The organism is Bradyrhizobium ingae, from assembly GCF_055791185.1.
Genome location: NZ_JBVUBB010000016.1, coordinates 128109 through 145499 on the forward strand (window position 1 = coordinate 128109; position 17391 = coordinate 145499).

Consider the following 17391-nt stretch of genomic DNA (forward strand, 5'->3'; position numbering starts at 1 on the left):
TGCAACTATCTTGGACCGGCTACCGCCGTCCGTCAACTGGCATTTCGGAGCGATTTTTGACGAGGACATTGGGCGATATCGCGCTGAAGGCGAAGGAAGCGGAAACGGCCGAGGCCTCGCCGAGGCCGAAGGTGCGGCTCGATCTGTTCAAGTTCGTGCCGTTCCGCCTCAACCGTCTGGCGGCGGAGGTGAGCTCTGCGCTCGCGACCGAATATCAGGAGCGCCACGGACTCGACATTCCGGCCTGGCGGGTGCTCGCCACGCTCGGCTTTCGCAGCGATGCCTGCAGCGCGCAGTTCATCTCGCTATGCACCCGCACCCATAAATCCACGATCAGCCGCGCGGTCACCGCGCTGCTGCATGACAGCCTGATCGAGCGCGTCGAGAACGAAGCCGACCGCCGCGAATTCCGCCTGCAACTGACGAAGAAGGGCCGCGCGCTCTACGAAGAACTGTTCCCGCAATTGTTGCGACGGGAGGACGAGATCCTCAGTTGCCTCTCCGCGCAGGAGCGCAAGCAATTCTCAGTGCTGCTCGGCAAGATCGAGCAGAGCCTCGACTTGATACAGACAAGTGAAGAGGCGGACGCGAAGCAGGCGTATTAGGGCGGGGGCTCATAAAATCCCAATATGCGCGTGCGGGGATGGCGAGGCCCGCATCGCCAGGAAGCGGACATCGACGATACATAAGCGAAGGTCCACCAAGGGCTCCAGCCGGACCTAGCGCTCAGCCGACATTCGCTTCCAGCACATATCGATGCTGCATGACCGTCTCGCCTCGTGACTGAGAATTGCGCTGGACAGTATCAAGGGGTTTGAAGCCGAGCTTGGTCAAAACGCGTCCAGACGCAGGATTGTCGAACGCGTGTCCCGCTCTGAGCCTGAGAAGACGAGCGTCGCGGAAGGCAAACTGAATCAGAGCGCGAGCTGCTTCGAAGGCGTACCCTTGCCCCCAGTGTGCGCGATCAAGCCAGTACCCTAAATTTGCTTCGCGCTCCGCAATCGCGTCCAGATAGGCCATCCCGATCATTCGCCCTTCGAGCTCGATTACAAATCGGTACGCTTCTCCGGCCTGCCAATGACGCGAATGATCGGCGAACCAGCGGCCCATGTCTTGTCGGTTTGGGGGATAAGACATCGTGCGCAGCATGCGCGTGACTTCCCAGTCCGATTGAATATCGAAGGCCCGATCGGCATCAGAACTGCGTGTCGGACGAAGACTAAGACGCTCCGTATCCAGGGAACGCGGAGCTATGTCGACCGCACTCATGTTCGCACAAACGACCGCGTCGGCGGCAAATGCAGTGCCCAGGCATCGACCTTGTCGCTGGCGCGCGGATAGATCTCGGTGACCAGCGGATCGTGCCCGGGGATGAAGCGATCGGGATGACCGGCGAGGCGCTCGATCGTCTCCCAGCCTGCGGCCATGTCGCCGACATTGTAGACGATCGGGAACGGGCTGCGCCGCTGCAGATTGGCGTAGTAATGCGCCGCGTCGGAGGCGAGCACCACGGGCCCGCGCCCGGTCTCGACCCTGACCACCTGCAAGCCATCGGAATGGCCGCCGACGCGGTGCACGGTGATGCCGGGCGCGATCTCGCCGTCGCCGGAATAGAAGCTGACACGCTCGCCATAGACATGGCGCACCATCTGCGTGACGTGCTCGACCGAGAACGGATGTCGCAACAGGCCGTTGCACATGCAGCGGCCAGTCGCGTAAGCCATCTCGCGTTCCTGCAGATGGAAGCGCGCGCTCGGAAAGCGATCGAGATTGCCGGCGTGGTCGTAATGCAGATGTGTCACGATGATGTCGGCAACCGCCGAAGCCTTGACGCCAAAGCGCTCCAGCGCATCGACCGGATTGAGCGTCAGCTTGCGGGCGCGCAAGGTGGCTTCCTCGGCATTGAAGCCGGTATCGACCAGGACATCGCGGCCCTGCCCTCGGATCAGCCAGACAAAATAGTCGAGATCCTGCGCGGCGCTCTCATGTGGGTCCGGCGACAGGAAGTTCATGTGGGGAGTGCGGGGCGACATCGTCGCGTAGCGCAGCGCGTAGACTTCGTAGAGGTTTCCCATGGTTGCACTTTTTTCGTTGAGGGGAGCCTGAGATCGATCGCGAACGCAGCAAGCCATCGCGGCACGCAAAGGTCAAACGCCGCCTCTGGCGCGGCCGCCATGTGAGACCGATCACATTTTTGTCGCGATGGCCGCGCTAAGAGGTATTTCCGCCTGCCCCTCGATCGAGCGATGCCGTGACAGCCGCCTCAGTCCCTTCCAACTTTCCCGCGGCGTCGCGGTCAATTGTCGCGATAATGCCTGTTCTCCAAGCGGTTGACGCCCCCACCCCCCGGTTTGATAATGCAAAATGCGTAAGTTAAGGTCGCCGCGGCGCAAAGCTCGCGAACGGCGCCTTTTTGGCTGGACCGCGCTCGTTATGAAGATTCGCTTTCTTTCGCTTCTGCTCTTGACGTTCTCGGTCGTCCTGACCGCCCCTTCCTTTGCCGCCGGCGACCGCTATGCGCTGGTCATCGGCAATGCCAAATATCCGGACGCCGACAGCCCGCTGAAGGAGCCGATCAACGACGCACGCGACGTCGCAGACGAGCTCAAGCATGACGGCTTTGCCGTCGATGTCGGCGAGAACCTGACCGGCGACGCCATGCGCCGCGCCTTCGACAAGCTCTATGGCAAGGTCAAGCCGGGCTCGGTCGTGCTGTTGTTTTACAGCGGCTTCGGCATCCAGTCGGCGCGCCAGAGCTACATGATCCCGGTCGACGCCCAGATCTGGACCGAGTCCGACGTGCGCCGCGACGGCTTCAGCATCGAGACCGTGCTCGGCGAGATCAACACCCGCGGCGCCGGCGTCAAGATCGCGCTGATCGATGCCTCCCGGCGCAACCCGTTCGAGCGGCGGTTCCGCAGCTTCTCCGCGGGCCTCGCTCCGGTGATCGCACCGAACGGCACCCTTGTGATGTATTCGGCCGCCCTGAGCTCGGTGACCTCGGATGCCGGCGGTGACCGCAGCCTCTTCGTCCAGGAACTTTTGAAGGAAATCCGCGTCCCCGACCTGATGGCGGAGGAAACGCTGAACCGCACCAAGATGGGCGTCACCCGCGCCTCGCGCAACGAGCAGGTGCCGTGGATATCGTCATCGCTGGCCGAGGATTTCTCCTTCATTCCAGGCGCCGGCGGATCCCGGCCGACCGCCACTTCGCAGCCGTCCGCTCCGCCCGCGCCCACGCCGCCGGTGGTTGCAAACAACCCGCCGCCTGCGCCGACACCCGCACAAACTCCTGCACAAACTCCCGCTGCCCCGGCACCACCGAAACCGCAGGTCGAAGCGAATGTTGCCCCGCCTCCCGCTCCTGCGCCTTCTCCGGCCCCTGCAGCGTCACCGAAGCCGCAAATTGATGCGGCTATTCCCGCACCGCAGCCTCCGGCGAAGCCGGCCGACGCCGGTACCAGCCCCAATAGCGGCGGCAACACCGACAGCGGACCGAACCAGGCCGCGCTGGCGGACGATCCCACCATCAAGAGCCTGACCGCCAAGATTGCGGCCAACCCCGACGACGTGAACGCGCTCTACCGGCGCGGCCAGGTCTATGCGAGCAAGGGCGCCTATAACCTTGCGATCAAGGATTTCGACGACACGATCCGGATCAATCCCAAGGACGTCGAAGCCCTGAACAACCGATGCTGGACCCGCACCGTGATCGGCGACCTCCCGGGCGCGCTGAAGGATTGCAACGAGGCGCTGCGGCTGCGCCCGAACTTCGTCGATGCGCTGGACAGCCGCGGCCTGGTCAACCTGAAATCGGGGGCGGTGAAGAACGCCATCGCCGATTTCGATGCGGCGCTGAAGATCAACCCGCGCCTGACCTCATCGCTCTACGGGCGGGGGCTTGCCAAGCAGCGCAACGGCTCGGCCTCGGAAGGCGCGCTCGATATTACCAACGCCAAGGCGATGGACCCGAACATCGTCCAGGAGTTCGCAAGCTACGGAGTCCGTTGATATTTTTTTGAGATTCGGGGCGTCGCGCCTCGAACCCCCGAGAGCCCCGCGGAGACCAACGCAAGGATGCAGCAAGGGCGCTTCCGGCTTGTTGCGGGAATTTTTTGCAGGAGGGACTGGCAATGAGATTGGCCGCAAAGGGTGTGACCGCGATCCTCTCGATGCTTGCGATCGGCGCCGCACTGGCGCTGCCGCCGGGAAGCGCATTCGCCGGCGACGACAAGGACACCAATAACAACGTCACCGAGGACCAGATCGTGCGGGCGCTGGCGCCGCCGAAGAAGCCGCTGACGCGCGGCCTCTCGATCGGACCGCAAACCGCTGATCCGGCGCCGAGCGCCGCCGAGACCAAATTGCTGCAGAGCGTCCGCGGCCGCGCCACGCGCTCGCTCTCGGTGAACGAACGCGAGGAAATCGCAACCGCCGCCAAGGACAAGCCGAATATCGATCTCGAGATCACCTTCGACTACAACTCGGCCAACATCAGCGCCAAATCGATGCCATCCGTGCAGGCGCTCGGCCGCGCGCTGACCAATCCCGACCTCAAGGGCTCGACTTTCGTCGTCGCCGGCCACACCGACGCCGCCGGCGGCGAGGCCTATAACCAGGACCTGTCGGAGCGCCGCGCGGACGCGATCAAGCGTTACCTCGTCGACAAGTACAGCATTTCCGCAGGTGATCTCGTCACCGTCGGTTATGGCAAGAGCAAGCTGAAGGATCCGAGCCAGCCCATGGCCGAGGTCAATCGCCGGGTGCAGGTCGTCAATATGGAAAACAAGACCACCGCATCCAAATAAGCCCGACACATTGTGCAAGTGACCCGTCGTGTGGTGTAAGTTCGTGCGTCCGACGCGCGTCCCGCAGCCTTGCGGGACGCAGCTTCGTTTCGGGGAAACTCTTTCAGTGGCGGGCCGCGAGCCGGCAACAGCGGGCCAGGCCAGGATGATCCGGCGATGAACATCACCGAATACCTCAAGCCTGCGGGAACCGCGGCATTCATGGTCTTGCTCGGCGTCGGCTATTACTGGTTCGAGAACCGCCATCGCCCGGAGGTCAAGGAAACGCCCGGCGACGCCGTCGTGGTCGTGACCAAATCGACCAATGCCTGCTTCTCCGATCTGGTGCGCGTGACCGGCTTTTTCGTGCCGCGCCGCGAGGCGGTGGTGACCGCGGACCAGGAAGGATCACGCGTCACCGACCTCTTCGTTGCCGAAGGCGCGACCGTCACCGAGAACCAGGAACTGGCGCGGCTGAGCCCGCCTCCGCAGATGCCGGGACAGCCGGCAAGGCCGGGGCCACAAGGACCGATCTCGCTCAAGGCGCCTGCCGCGGGCCTCGTCACCGAAGTTCGCACGGTCGTCGGCGCGCCGGCCTCGCCGCAGGCGGGCCCGATGTTCCGCATCGCCGTGGGCGGCGAGATCGAGCTCGATGCTCAGGTCCCGGCCGTGCACATGCCCAAGCTCAATCCCGGCGCGACGGTGCGGATCAGCCGGGACGACGCCCCCGACCTGATCGGGCGGGTCCGGCTGGTCTCGCCCGAGATCGACCGCGCCACGCAGCTCGGCCGCGTCCGGATTAGCGTTGCCAACAATCCGTCACTGAAGGTCGGCATGTTTGCCCGCGCCTCCATCGACGCCAAGCGGAGCTGCGGCGTCGCGGTTCCCAAGACCGCCATTGACCATCTCACCGTCCAGGTGGTCAAAGGAAATACGGTCGAGACGCGACGGGTACGGGTCGGGCTGACGTCCGACACTGCAACGGAAATCCTGGAAGGTCTCGACGTCGGCGAAATCGTCGTGGCCGACGCCGGCTCTTCGCTCCATGACGGCGACCAGATCAAGACCGTCTTCGCCGATGAACTCGATCGATCGCGAGTACGCTGATGGCTCTCAATATCTCGGCATGGTCGATCCGCAATCCGCTGCCGTCGGTCGTCTTTTCCATCATCCTCCTGATCCTGGGCTGGGTATCCTTCACCAAGCTGGCGGTCACGCGATTGCCTTCGGCCGACATCCCCGTGATCTCGGTCGCGGTGTCGCAATTCGGTGCGGCGCCCGCCGAGCTTGAATCCCAGGTCACCAAGACGGTTGAAGACGCGGTCTCCGGCGTCGAGGGCGTGCGACACATCACCTCGCAGATCACCGACGGCCTGTCGGTGACCACGATCCAGTTCGCGCTCGAGACCAATACCGACCGCGCACTGAACGACGTCAAGGACGCGGTCACGCGGGTGCGCTCCAACCTGCCACAGAACGTCACCGAACCCTTGATCCAGCGCGTCGACGTCATCGGCCTGCCGATCGTCACCTATGCCGCGATCTCGCCCGGCAAGACGCCGGAACAGCTCTCCTATTTCGTCGACGACGTGGTCAAGCGCGCGCTGCAGGGCGTGCGCGGCGTCGCCCAGGTCGAGCGCATCGGTGGTGTCGAGCGCGAGATCCTGGTCTCGCTCGATCCGGACCGGCTGCAGGCCATGGGCCTGACGGCCGTCAATGTCAGCCAGAGCCTGCGCGGCACCAATGTCGACGTCGCCGGCGGCCGCGCCGAGATCGGCAAGAACGACCAGGCGATCCGGACGCTGGCCGGCGCCAAGACGCTGAGCGATCTGGCCGGCACGATGATCCCGCTGTTCGGCGGCGGCGAGGTCCGGCTCGACGATCTCGGCACCGTCACCGACACCATCGCCGACCGCCGCACCTTCGCCCGCTTCAACGGCGAGCCGGTCGTCGCCCTCGGCATCAAGCGCTCCAAGGGCGCCAGCGACGTGGTGGTCGCCGCCGCCGTGCAGAAGCGCATCGATGCGCTCAAGATCGCCTATCCCGACGTCGACCTGAAGCTGATCGACACCTCGGTCGAATACACCAAGGGCAATTACGAGGCCGCGATCTCGACCCTGTTCGAGGGCGCGATCCTTGCCGTCATCATCGTGCTGCTGTTCCTGCGCGACCTGCGCGCCACCATCATCGCCGCGATCTCGCTGCCGCTGTCGATCTTCCCGGCCTTCTGGGCAATGGACCTGCTCGGCTTCTCGCTCAACCTCGTCAGCTTCCTCGCCATCACGCTGTCGACCGGTATTCTGGTCGACGACGCCATCGTCGAGATCGAGAACATCGTGCGGCACATGAACATGGGCAAGTCGCCCTACCGTGCCGCGCTGGAAGCCGCCGACGAGATCGGACTCGCGGTGATCGCGATCTCGCTGACCATCATCGCGATCTTCGCCCCCGCAAGCTTCATGTCAGGCATCGCCGGGCAGTTCTTCAAGCAGTTCGGCATCACCGTCTCGGTGCAGGTGTTCTTCTCGCTGCTCGCCGCGCGCTTCGTCACCCCGATGCTGGCGGCCTATTTCCTCAAGCACCATAACCACGAGGAGCCGCCACCCGGCCGCGTGCTGCGCACTTACCACAAGATCGTGGCGTGGTCGGTGAAGCACTATTTCATCACCGTGCTGATCGGCTTTGGCATCTTCGCCGCCTCGATCTGGAGCATCACGCTGTTGCCGCAAGGCTTCCTGCCGGCGCAGGACAGCGCCCGATCGCTGCTCGCAATCGAGCTGCCGCCGGGCACCCAGCTCTCCTATACCGAGAAGGTCACCGAAGACATCGTCGCGCGGCTGCGCAAGCGACCCGAGGTGAAGAGCATCTTCGTCGACGGCGGCCGCGTGCCGCCCGGCACGCAGGAAGTCCGGCGCGCCTCGCTGATCATCAACTATACGCCGAAGAACGATCGCAAGGTCACCCAGCGCGAGCTGGAATCCTCGATCGGCCAGGAGCTCGAAAGCATCCCCGACATCCGCTTCTGGTTCCTCGACGAGAATGGCCTGCGCGCGATCTCGCTGGTCGTGACCGGCGTCGACGCCAACATCGTCAACAACGTCGCGAGCGAGCTTGCGACGCAGATGAAGCGGATCCCGACCATCTCCGACGTCATCTCGGAAACCGCCCTCGAGCGGCCCGAGCTGCGCATCGAGCCCCGCGCCGAGCTTGCGGCGCGACTCGGCGTCTCGACCGAAATCCTGTCCCAGACCATCCGCGTCGCCACCATCGGCGACGTTGGACCTGCGCTGGCTAAATTCGACGTCGGAGACCGGCTGGTGCCGATCCGCGTTCAGCTTGAAGACGCCGCACGTGGCAATCTGAAAACGCTGGAGCAGTTGCGGGTGCCGCTCGGCGAGCACGGCGAGAAGGGCGGCGTACCGCTTTCGGTCATCGCCGACGTCAAGCTCGACCAGGGTCCGACCACCATCAACCGCTACGATCGTGAGCGCCAGGCGACCGTCGCCGCCGACCTCGTCGGCCACGCCGCGCTCGGTGACGCCACCCGGAAGATCTACGAGCTGCCGGTGATGAAGAGCCTGCCGAAGGGCGTGAGGGTCAGCCCGTCCGGCGACGCCGAGAGCCTGAACGAGCTGTCGGACGGCTTTGCCACCGCCATCACCGCCGGCCTGATGATGGTCTATGCCGTGCTGGTGCTGCTGTTCGGGACCTTCCTGCAGCCGATCACCATCCTGTTCTCGCTGCCGCTCTCGATCGGCGGCGCGATCGCGGCGCTGCTCGTGACCGGCAAGCAACTCACCACGCCGGTGTGGATCGGCATCTTGATGCTGATGGGCATCGTGACCAAGAACGCGATCATGCTGGTCGAGTTTGCGATCGAAGCGATCCGCGCAGGCAAGCCGCGCGACGAAGCCATGATCGACGCCGGCATGAAGCGCGCCCGTCCCATCGTGATGACCACGATCGCGATGGTCGCCGGCATGATGCCGAGCGCACTCGCGGTCGGCGCCGGCGGCGAGTTCCGCTCGCCGATGGCGCTCGCGGTGATCGGCGGCCTGATCTTCTCGACAGTGCTGTCGCTGGTGTTCGTGCCCGCGATGTTCATGGTGATGGACGACATCGGCGCGCTATCCTGGCGTTTCGGCAAGCGGCTGATCGTGCACAGCGCCGATGCGGAAGCCAGCGATCACCACGCCAAGCCGCCTGTCGAAACGGCGCCCGCACAGCCTGCGGCGCCGAAGAGCTTCGTACATCCGGCGGCGGAGTAGCTACGCCTACTCGTTCCTCGCGATCGACGTCAGCTTGGTCATGTTCTTGAGCAGGATCCGACCGCGCTGCAGGTCCAAGATCGCTTCCTTGCGCCAGGCCTGGAGTTGGCGGTTGACGCTTTCACGGGCGGCGCCGACGAAGACGCCGAGCTGCTCCTGCGAGATGTGCACCTCCGAACCGAAATCGGCCGCCAGCGCGCACAGCCTGCGTGCAAGCCGCACCGGCAGGGGCTGGAGCATGGACTCTTCCATGCGCTCGCTCTGCCAGCGGATGCGCTGGCAGAGCAGCATGATGATCTTGATTGCGACCTTCGGCTCGCGCTCCAGGAAGGAAAGGAAATCCTCGCGTCGCAGCACGAACAGCTCGCTGGCCTCGCCCGCGGTCGCATCCGCGGTGCGGTCCTGGCCGTCGAGCACGGCGACCTCGCCGAACAGGTCGCCCGGTCCCATGAAATTCAGCGTCAGCCGGCTGCCGTCGGAGACGCCGGTTTCGATCCGGACCTGGCCGCGGCGGACACCGAACAGCGCATCGCCGGCGTCGCCCTTCTGGAACAGCACTTCGCCGTTGGCCAGATTCTGGGTGTGGCAGAGATTGGACAAGCGTTGCAATTCGTCCGCTCCGAGGTCGGCGAACATCGGGTTCATTTTGAGAATGACCGCAAATTCGGCCTGTTTGCTCATTGCAATTTCCTTGGAACCATCAACATGACATTCGCGGAAAACCCGCGGCCAGAAGTGTGTCATAAGTCACATAAGTTTGCAGCACCCCCTGTTTATTTTTGGCCGCTTGGAGCGGTTTCCCCTCCCGGGATAGACTGACAGGCAACGAACGGGTGATCAGGCCCGGCCGGATTCGACGCCGCTATCCGTTTGGAAAGTCGACATGAGAGTATTGAAATTCGCCGGCGCCGCGGTCGCCGCCGTCATCATCGTCATCGCGCTTCTGCTGGTGATCGGAATCCCCTCCGGATTCCTGACCTCTGCGATCACCTCGCGGGTGGAAGGCACGACGGGCTACCGCCTGACGATTGCCGGCACCACGAAGGTCAGCCTGTGGCCGACACTGAAGGTGACGCTGAATGACCTCACGCTGCAGGATCCGAAGGATCGCACCGGAATCAGCCGCCTCACCGTCGATAGCGTTCAGGCCGAGATGTCGCTGGCGAGCGTATGGTCGGGACATCCGAAGATCGGCGATCTCGTCGTCACCCATCCGGTGCTCTACCAGCCGCTGCTCCGCGAGCGCATGCCGACCTCAGCGTCGACATCGAAGCCGACCGCGCTGCTCGCCGCGGATGACGTCAGCGTCGATCGGATCAAGATCGCCGACGGCGAGGTCGCGTTCTCGGTCGCGCGCGACCGCGTCGAGAGCCGGCTCAGCGCGATCAACGCGGACGCGACCGTGAATGCAGATCGCAAAGTCAATTTGAAGGGCACGGCACGGGCCGGCGACCACGGCATCAAGTTCGACATCAGGGCAGTGGCGCCCGCCGCACCGGTCGAGCGGCAGACGATCCCGCTCGACTTCGCCATCGACGCGCCGAGCCTGCTGCAATCGCAGCTCAGCGGCCATGCCGAGGCGCGACTGAACGGCTCGGTCGTGATGATCAACAGCGTCAACGGCACGCTCGGCGACGGCGCGTTCAATGGCTGGGCCTCGGTCGACATCGCCAGCAAGCCGCTGGTCAAGCTCGATCTCGATTTCCAGCGGCTCGACATGCCCGTGTCGAAATCCGCCGACGGTGCCGCAGGTCAACCCTGGAGCGATGCGCCGATCAGCATCTCCGGACTCAACTATGTCGACGCGCAGATGCGGGTCTCGGCAACCGAGGCCAATATCGGCGAAGCGCATTTCGCGCCTCTTGCGATCGATGCGAAGCTCGCCGGCGGCGTGCTGAAGGCCGCCACGGCCAATCTCGGTGCCTATGGCGGCCAGGTCTCCGGTGAGGCGATCCTGGATGCGACCAGCGGCGCGCCGAGCCTGGCGATGCATTCCGACCTCGTCGGTGTGCGCGCGTTGCCACTGCTCAAGGGGCTCGCCGATTTCGACCGGCTCGACGGCAAGCTGCAGGCGAAGATCGCGGTGCGCTCGGCAGGTGCCAGCCAGCGCGCGCTGATGGCGAACATGCAGGGCACGGTGTTTGCCAACTTCCAGGACGGCGCCATCCGCGGCATCAACGTCGCGCAGATGATCCGCTCGCTGACCACATCCACACTGTCCGGCTGGCAGGACAGCCAGGAGCAGAGCACGGATCTTACGCAGCTCTCCGCCTCCTTCCGCATCGACAAGGGCCAGGCGGTGACGACCGATCTTAACCTGATCGGCCCATTGGTGCGCGTGACCGGCGCAGGCACGATCGCGCTCGACACCAAGATGATGGGCTTTCGCGTCGAGCCGAAGCTCGTGATGACCACCGAGGGCCAGGGCCGCACCTCCGACCCCGTCGGGTTCGGCATTCCCGTGATGATCGAGGGCTCCTGGTCGCAGCCGAAAATCTATCCGGACATGGCAGGCGTGCTCGACAATCCGGAAGCTGCCTATGCAAAGCTGCGCGAGATGGGCAAGGGCCTGTTCGGTCCTGACGGTGCAGGGCTCGGCAATATCCTGGGCAATCTCGGTCTCGGCGGCAACGCACCGAACGGAAATAGCGCCGGCAATGGCAATCCGCAGGGACAGCCGTCGCAAAACAATCCGCTCGGCGGCGCGCTGGGCGAGGCGATCGGCAATCTGATCCAGCAGGGCCTGTCCGGTCGCGCTCCAGGGACCAGCACCGGCCGCAGCCGGGGTCTGCCGGGCACGCCGACGCCGCCAGAGCCGCAAGGCTCGCCCGCACCGCCCGCGAAGGACGAGCCGCCCGCCGAGCCGCAGGACAGCCAGCCGATGAACGACGTGCTGCGGCAGTTGTTCAACCGGTGATTTTGCTGCGGTGGGCGTTGCTCTGGCAGCCTTTGCCGGGCTAGCTCCTCCCTGCCCCCTCTCCCGCACGGGAGCAGGGAACGGAAAGAGCCGGGTTTGCAGCGACAATTGCTCTCCCGTTCGTCCGGCGTCCTGTCCATAGCCGGCAAGCCCGGGCGGCTGTGCGGGCGGAACTGTGCTAGAACGGCCAGGAGGCGCCGGCGTCAGCCGCGGCGCGTGAGGATCTGGATGACGGGAGCGAAAGACAAGACCTGGTTTTTCCGCGAGGGCCTGTTCGCCAAATATGTCGTCTCCCTCGTCGGCCTCGTCGTGTTCGTGCTCGCGGTCAACGGCGCGATGGAGACCTGGATCTCCTATCGCGCGACCCGAACCACGATCGTCGACGGCATGGAGGAAAAGGCGCAGGCGACCGCCAAGCGGATCGAGCAATCGGTCTCCGAACTCGAGCGCCAGATCTCCTCGGTGACGCGCGCGAGCCTCGACACCATCGACAAGCGCCGCGCCGGCTACGCCCAGCTTCTCAATTCGGCGGCCGCCGTGGGCCAGCTCTCCCAGCTCAACGGCGACGGCCGCGAGGTGCTACGCCTGTCGCGCGTCTCGGTGTCGGTCGGCAGCAATGCGGACATGTCGCGCGACATGCGCTTCAGCTTCACCGACACGGTCGCCCGCGGGGTGAACTACGCGCCGCCCTATTTCTCCGACGACAAGCCGTTCATGTCGATCGCCGTCGCGCATTCCGGCTTCAACGCCGGCGTCACCGTCGCCGACATCGATCTCGGCTTTCTCTCCGATTTCCTCTCCGACGCGCAGGTCGGCAAGGTCGCCCTCGCCTATGTCGTCGATCCTCACGGCAAGGTGCTGGCGACCTCGTCTCGCGGACCCGAGATCGCGACCGATCTCGCCAAGCTGCCGCAGGTCGCCGCCGCCATCGCGCCGGACCGCGATCCGGTCGCTTCCGGCACCGATTTCAACGGTCATGCCGTGCTGACGGCGGCAAGCGCGGTGCCGAAGCTCGGCTGGGCCGTGCTGATCGAGCAGCCGACCGCGCATGCACTCTCGCCGATCCGCGACCAGCTGGTGCGGATCGGACTTTTGATCGGCATGGGCCTGCTGGTCGCAATCCTCGCCGGAACGCTGCTCGCACGTCGCATGCTGATCCCGATCACCGCACTCAGCGCCGGCGCACACCGGCTCGGCGAGGGCGATTTCAGCCATCGCATCGACGTGCGCACCTCCGACGAGCTGGAGGGACTCGCCAATCAGTTCAACAGCATGGCGAACCAGATCCAGGAGACCTATTCGAGCCTGGAGACCAAGGTCGAGGAGCGCACGCGCGACCTCGCGCGGTCGATCAACGAGCTCAAGGTTCTGGAAGAGGTCGGCCGTGCCGTCGCCTCCTCGCTCGATCTCGATGCGGTCTTGCCGACGATCGCCGCCCGCGCGCTCGAGATCACCCATGCCGACGCGGTCCTGATCTATGGCTACGATGCCGACAAGCACCGCTTCAACCTGGTCGAGGCCAACGGCATCGACAAATCCGCCGAAGGCGCGCACGTCACCATCGACGAGGGCGCGAGCCTGCTCGGCGACGCCGCGAGGAGCGGCGAGCCAATCGCGCTTCCCGATCTCGATGAGGCCTCCGAGCAGCCTTTGCGCAACGTCGCGGTCGATGCCGGCTTCCACTCCGTGCTCGTGGTGCCGCTGGTCGACCAGCAGGGCACGCTCGGCTCGCTGGTGGTGCTGCGCCACGCGCGCGGCGAGTTCGCCGGCAGCCTGACCGGATTGATGCGCACCTTCGCGCATCAGGCGGTGCTGGCGATGCGCAATGCCCGCCTCTTCTCCGAGGTCGACCACAAGGGCCGCGAGCTCGCGGCCGCCCACGAGACGGTGCAGCAGCAAGCCGCGAAGCTTCAGGAGCAGACCGAGCAGCTCCGCAACTGGAACCGCTCCCTGGAAGAGCGCGTCGAGAAGCAGCTAGGCGAGATCGGCCGCATCAAGCGCCTGGAGCGCTTTCTCGCGCCGCAGGTCGCGCAGCTCATCGCCTCGTCCGACGGCCACGATGCGCTGCTCGACAGCCACCGCCGTGAGGTCACCGTCGTGTTCTGCGATCTGCGCGGCTTCACCTCTTTCACCGAAGCGACCGAGCCGGAAGAGGCGATGAACGTGCTGCGCGAATACCACGCAGCACTCGGTGAGCTGATCCATCGCTACGAGGGCACGCTCGACCGCTTCGCCGGCGACGGCGTGATGATCCTGTTCAACGCACCGATCCAATTTTCCGACCACACCAAGCGCGCGGTGAAGATGGCTGTCGAGATGCGCGATGCGATCGGCAAGCTGACCGAAAAATGGAAGAATCGGGGCCATTCGCTCGGCTTCGGTGTCGGCGTCGCGCTGGGCTATGCCACGCTGGGCCAGATCGGCTTCGAGCAGCGGCTGGAATATGCCGCCATCGGCAGCGTCACCAACCTCGCCTCTCGCCTGTGCGATGAAGCCAGGGCCGGCCAGATCGTGGTCGCGCGGCGCGTCTACGGCATCGTCGAGCCATGGGTCGAAGCCCGCCCGCTCGACGATCTTCAGCTCAAGGGTTTCAATCACCCCGTGCTCGCGATGGAGATCCTGAGCTGGCGCGAGGAAGTCGACAACGTCGTGGATGCGTCGGCGGCACGGCGGAGGATGTGAGCTATTGCGGCTCCCTCAGCCGTGAGGAGCGCCGGATCGTCCCCCAGCGTCGTCCTGGCGAAAGCCGGCACGACGACTGAGATCGAGGCGCCATTTGCACAGCGGCGGTGAGAGTTCTCGTCGTCACTCCGCTCACACGCCCCGCTTCAGCCCCATCGCCTCGAACTGCGTCTTCTGCTCGTCGGTGAGGCCCCACTCGAAATCGTCGAGCGCATCGCCGACACCCTTCACCACCTCGAGCATGCTGTCCAGCCGCGCCTTCACGGCTTGGAGGCGGGCTTGCGGAGTGCGCAGGTTCTGCGGTGGACAGGGCGGCAGGACTTCCATGGTGCCCATGGTGGTGTCCTGCAGCACCTCGAGCGCGGCGCGCTTGGTCTCGTCGAGGCGAAGAGCGGTCGCGATGTCGTCGGCCGGCCATTGCTGCTTCACGAGCTGCTCGTACTGGCGCTGCGCCTGCTCCTCGCTCGAGGGCTCAGCGGGCGCCTTGCAGGCTGCGGCCTGCATCTCCTTGCGCTTGGTCTCGGCAGCATTCGCGCGACCGTCCTTGCCGAGCGCGTTGAGGCGCGACTTCTGTTCGTCGTCGAGCAGACCGTAGAACTTCGCAAGCGGCGGCGCGACCGCATCCACCGCGCTGATCATCGCCTCGATACGGCGCTGCATCAGCGCGAAGCGATCGAGCGCATTGGCGGCAGCTTCAGTCGGGCAGGAGGCGCGGATGGCGGCACCCGCCGAGCCCCAGGCGCCAGCGAGCTCGTCGAGCCCGGCGCGCTGAACTTCGTTCGGCTGCACCGTGCGCAGGATCGCATCGATCGGAAGGCCCACGGCATCCCCGGTGTCGCAGAGCTGCTGGAGCTCGGGGACCTTGCGGTGGCGGCGGCCGCCCGCGGTATAGGCGGCAAGCTCGGTCGGAGCATAAGGCGCGAAGATCGCGGCATAGATATCGCCATAGCCATAGGCCCAAAGCGCGGTGCCGTCGCCGCGCATCGTGAAGTCGGTGATGTCGTCATCGGCAAACGGCCAGAACAGCGGGCCGACCCAGCCATAGGTGCCGTCGGCATGCTGCCACCAGCCCTGCTCGGCGCGGCCACCGCGCCAGCCGGCGAGGGCCGCAACCGCCGTGAGCTGGGCGCGAACGGTCGGGCGGACGGCGTCCGCAGCGGGGCGGAGGTCTTGCGGATGCAGCGCGGCCATCCGGGCACGACCGTGTCGCGCAGCCATGCGCATATGTCGGATGCCGGCAACCCCGAGCATGCGCGCCATCGCAAAGCGCGCAACGCCGAGCGGGCCGCCGACCCGCAGCCCGAAGCCGGCCTTGGCTGGGTCAGGCAGCGTCGCGAGAGTGACCAGCGCGATCCCCGCGACCGCAATTCCCAGGCGGGATTTCGACATGATGGTCACCTTGGCTCCCTCCTCCGCGCCAAGCCGCATCTCGTCACAAGGAGAATGACGCGCAGTGAACCAGAAAGTTCCGGCGACGAGGGAATGGTGGATTTCGCTTGCGCCTTCGCTCTCAGAATTGCGGTAGACAGGTCGACAAGTCCGCCCTTCAATTCGCGGGGCGCGGGACCCCTCACCTGACCTTGCGCGGCAGGACGAAGGTCTGGCCGGGATAGATGCGATCCGGGTTGTGGATCTTGTCGCGGTTGGCATTGTAGATCAGGGCGTAGCTGAGGCCATCGCCATAGGTGCGGCGGCTGATCTGCCAGAGGCTGTCGCCGCGGGTGACGATGCGGCTTATCGAAATCGATCCCGTCGTCTCCGTCTTCGCGTCAGTCTTCGCGCGCAGCGGCCCCTTCTCGGCAGTCGGCGCGGTGGCGAGTGCCAGTGCGGCGCCCGGCGCCGCCGCCGGTGATGCTGCCGCGCCGTCCCCCTTTACAGACGCTTCCTTGACGGGCGTCTCTTTCGCGAGCTTGGCGACATCGGTGCGCGCCGGCGTCGCGCTCGGCGGCTGGGCCATCGCGTGCAGCGTCACGGGAACGTCGGTTCTTGATTTCGTCACGCTCCCGTCCGGCGCCGTCGATTGCAGGCTGAGCTTGTAGCTTCCCGGCGGCAGCTTTGGCGGGGTCATCACGAACAGGCCGGACGCATCGGCGACCGCAGAGGCATGGCTCTCACCATCGCGCAGCAGTTCGACGCGCGCGCCCGGCGTGGCGCGGCCGGCGATTACCGCCTCGCCGTCGTCATCGACGCGTGCGACGTCGAAACGAGGCCCGGTCTCCTCGACCGCTGCGGGCGGCGGAGCCGTTGGCGTCGGCAGATCGGCGAGCGCCGTCTGGGCTTTGCCGAGCGCAGTGGCAATGTCATTGCCGGGCGCCGCTGACGGTGCGACGGACGGCGCGGTCGGCGGCAGGAATGTGGGCGCGGCGAGCGCCGTCTTGGCTTCCGGCTTGGACGCGACCTTGGCTTTGTCGGCGGCCTTGACCTCGGGCTCGCCGCGCAACGCCTGCCACAGCCCGCCGGTGCCGACGACGATCGCAGTACCGCCGGCCGCGACCAGCAGGAACGAGCAAACGGCGATTGTCGCCTTCGATGCGATCTCCATGAATCCCGAAGCCCCTTAAAGCCCTTCACGACAAATCACAGGACGCAAACCTGCGCTGAATTCGCTTCCGCATCAAGTCGGCAAAACGGACGACCGGCAATCGGTCACAGCTTCTGACCGATAGGGCCGCGATGGTACGCGTTTCAGAATAGGATCAAACTTTCGGCCCGCGGGTTGTCGCAGTCGCTGATGGCG

Annotated in this window: 12 protein-coding genes; 7 read left to right on the forward strand and 5 right to left on the reverse strand. The window is 65.4% G+C overall.

All coding sequences use genetic code 11. From position 1 onward, the window contains the following. The first annotated feature begins 56 nt into the window (after positions 1-56). Complete coding sequence (locus ACV1FX_RS22880) at positions 57-605, forward strand: MarR family winged helix-turn-helix transcriptional regulator (RefSeq protein ID WP_473119821.1); 549 nt, start codon at positions 57-59, stop codon at positions 603-605. Between the two features lie 121 nt (positions 606-726). Here the strand turns inward: ACV1FX_RS22880 and ACV1FX_RS22885 are convergent, their stop codons facing one another. Further along, positions 727-1269: a GNAT family N-acetyltransferase gene (locus tag ACV1FX_RS22885; RefSeq protein WP_473119822.1), complete on the reverse strand. Its 543-nt coding sequence runs from the start codon at positions 1267-1269 to the stop codon at positions 727-729. Further along, the gene (locus ACV1FX_RS22890) at positions 1266-2075 is read right to left on the reverse strand and encodes an N-acyl homoserine lactonase family protein (protein WP_473119823.1); all 810 of its coding nucleotides are present in this window, start codon (positions 2073-2075) and stop codon (positions 1266-1268) included. The genes ACV1FX_RS22885 and ACV1FX_RS22890 overlap by 4 nt, the downstream gene beginning before the upstream one ends. Positions 2076-2433: 358 nt before the next feature. Here ACV1FX_RS22890 and ACV1FX_RS22895 point away from each other — a divergent pair, with 358 nt between their 5' ends. The 4 genes from ACV1FX_RS22895 to ACV1FX_RS22910 all read left to right on the forward strand — a co-directional run bounded on the left by ACV1FX_RS22895 (position 2434) and on the right by ACV1FX_RS22910 (position 9055). After that, the gene (locus ACV1FX_RS22895; protein WP_473119824.1) at positions 2434-4011 is read left to right on the forward strand and encodes a caspase family protein; all 1578 of its coding nucleotides are present in this window, start codon (positions 2434-2436) and stop codon (positions 4009-4011) included. 122 nt (positions 4012-4133) lie between these two features. Then, positions 4134-4808, forward strand: a complete 675-nt coding sequence (locus ACV1FX_RS22900) for an OmpA family protein (RefSeq protein ID WP_473119825.1) — start codon at positions 4134-4136, stop codon at positions 4806-4808. A 156-nt stretch (positions 4809-4964) separates the two neighbouring features. Further along, a complete protein-coding gene (locus tag ACV1FX_RS22905) occupies positions 4965-5894 on the forward strand; it encodes an efflux RND transporter periplasmic adaptor subunit (RefSeq protein ID WP_473119826.1) in 930 nt (309 codons plus the stop codon). Next, positions 5894-9055: an efflux RND transporter permease subunit gene (locus ACV1FX_RS22910; RefSeq protein WP_473119827.1), complete on the forward strand. Its 3162-nt coding sequence runs from the start codon at positions 5894-5896 to the stop codon at positions 9053-9055. The genes ACV1FX_RS22905 and ACV1FX_RS22910 overlap by 1 nt, the downstream gene beginning before the upstream one ends. Before the next feature lie 6 nt (positions 9056-9061). Here ACV1FX_RS22910 and ACV1FX_RS22915 read toward each other — a convergent pair whose 3' ends face one another. Then, a complete protein-coding gene (locus ACV1FX_RS22915; RefSeq protein ID WP_473119828.1) occupies positions 9062-9736 on the reverse strand; it encodes a Crp/Fnr family transcriptional regulator in 675 nt (224 codons plus the stop codon). 202 nt (positions 9737-9938) lie between these two features. Here ACV1FX_RS22915 and ACV1FX_RS22920 point away from each other — a divergent pair, with 202 nt between their 5' ends. Then, positions 9939-11972 (forward strand): AsmA family protein, encoded by a 2034-nt coding sequence (locus ACV1FX_RS22920; protein WP_473119829.1) that lies wholly within the window; start codon positions 9939-9941, stop codon positions 11970-11972. Between the two features lie 228 nt (positions 11973-12200). Then, the gene (locus tag ACV1FX_RS22925; protein WP_473119830.1) at positions 12201-14654 is read left to right on the forward strand and encodes an adenylate/guanylate cyclase domain-containing protein; all 2454 of its coding nucleotides are present in this window, start codon (positions 12201-12203) and stop codon (positions 14652-14654) included. Positions 14655-14786: 132 nt separating this feature from the next. Here ACV1FX_RS22925 and ACV1FX_RS22930 read toward each other — a convergent pair whose 3' ends face one another. Together ACV1FX_RS22930 and ACV1FX_RS22935 are read right to left on the reverse strand one after the other, a co-directional pair. Then, complete coding sequence (locus ACV1FX_RS22930) at positions 14787-16043, reverse strand: Spy/CpxP family protein refolding chaperone (RefSeq protein WP_473119831.1); 1257 nt, start codon at positions 16041-16043, stop codon at positions 14787-14789. A 181-nt stretch (positions 16044-16224) separates the two neighbouring features. Next, complete coding sequence (locus ACV1FX_RS22935; protein ID WP_473119832.1) at positions 16225-17196, reverse strand: LysM peptidoglycan-binding domain-containing protein; 972 nt, start codon at positions 17194-17196, stop codon at positions 16225-16227. Between the last annotated feature and the right edge of the window lie 195 nt (positions 17197-17391).

Excerpts from the sequence above, each read along its gene's own strand:
- ACV1FX_RS22885 (WP_473119822.1), bottom strand. The coding sequence starts at position 1,269 with ATGAGTGCGGTCGACATAGCTCCGCGTTCCCTGGATACGGAGCGTCTT.
- ACV1FX_RS22890 (WP_473119823.1), bottom strand. The coding sequence starts at position 2,075 with ATGGGAAACCTCTACGAAGTCTACGCGCTGCGCTACGCGACGATGTCG.
- ACV1FX_RS22895 (WP_473119824.1), top strand. The coding sequence starts at position 2,434 with ATGAAGATTCGCTTTCTTTCGCTTCTGCTCTTGACGTTCTCGGTCGTC.
- ACV1FX_RS22900 (WP_473119825.1), top strand. The coding sequence starts at position 4,134 with ATGAGATTGGCCGCAAAGGGTGTGACCGCGATCCTCTCGATGCTTGCG.
- ACV1FX_RS22905 (WP_473119826.1), top strand. The coding sequence starts at position 4,965 with ATGAACATCACCGAATACCTCAAGCCTGCGGGAACCGCGGCATTCATG.
- ACV1FX_RS22910 (WP_473119827.1), top strand. The coding sequence starts at position 5,894 with ATGGCTCTCAATATCTCGGCATGGTCGATCCGCAATCCGCTGCCGTCG.
- ACV1FX_RS22915 (WP_473119828.1), bottom strand. The coding sequence starts at position 9,736 with ATGAGCAAACAGGCCGAATTTGCGGTCATTCTCAAAATGAACCCGATG.
- ACV1FX_RS22920 (WP_473119829.1), top strand. The coding sequence starts at position 9,939 with ATGAGAGTATTGAAATTCGCCGGCGCCGCGGTCGCCGCCGTCATCATC.
- ACV1FX_RS22925 (WP_473119830.1), top strand. The coding sequence starts at position 12,201 with ATGACGGGAGCGAAAGACAAGACCTGGTTTTTCCGCGAGGGCCTGTTC.
- ACV1FX_RS22930 (WP_473119831.1), bottom strand. The coding sequence starts at position 16,043 with ATGTCGAAATCCCGCCTGGGAATTGCGGTCGCGGGGATCGCGCTGGTC.
- ACV1FX_RS22935 (WP_473119832.1), bottom strand. The coding sequence starts at position 17,196 with ATGGAGATCGCATCGAAGGCGACAATCGCCGTTTGCTCGTTCCTGCTG.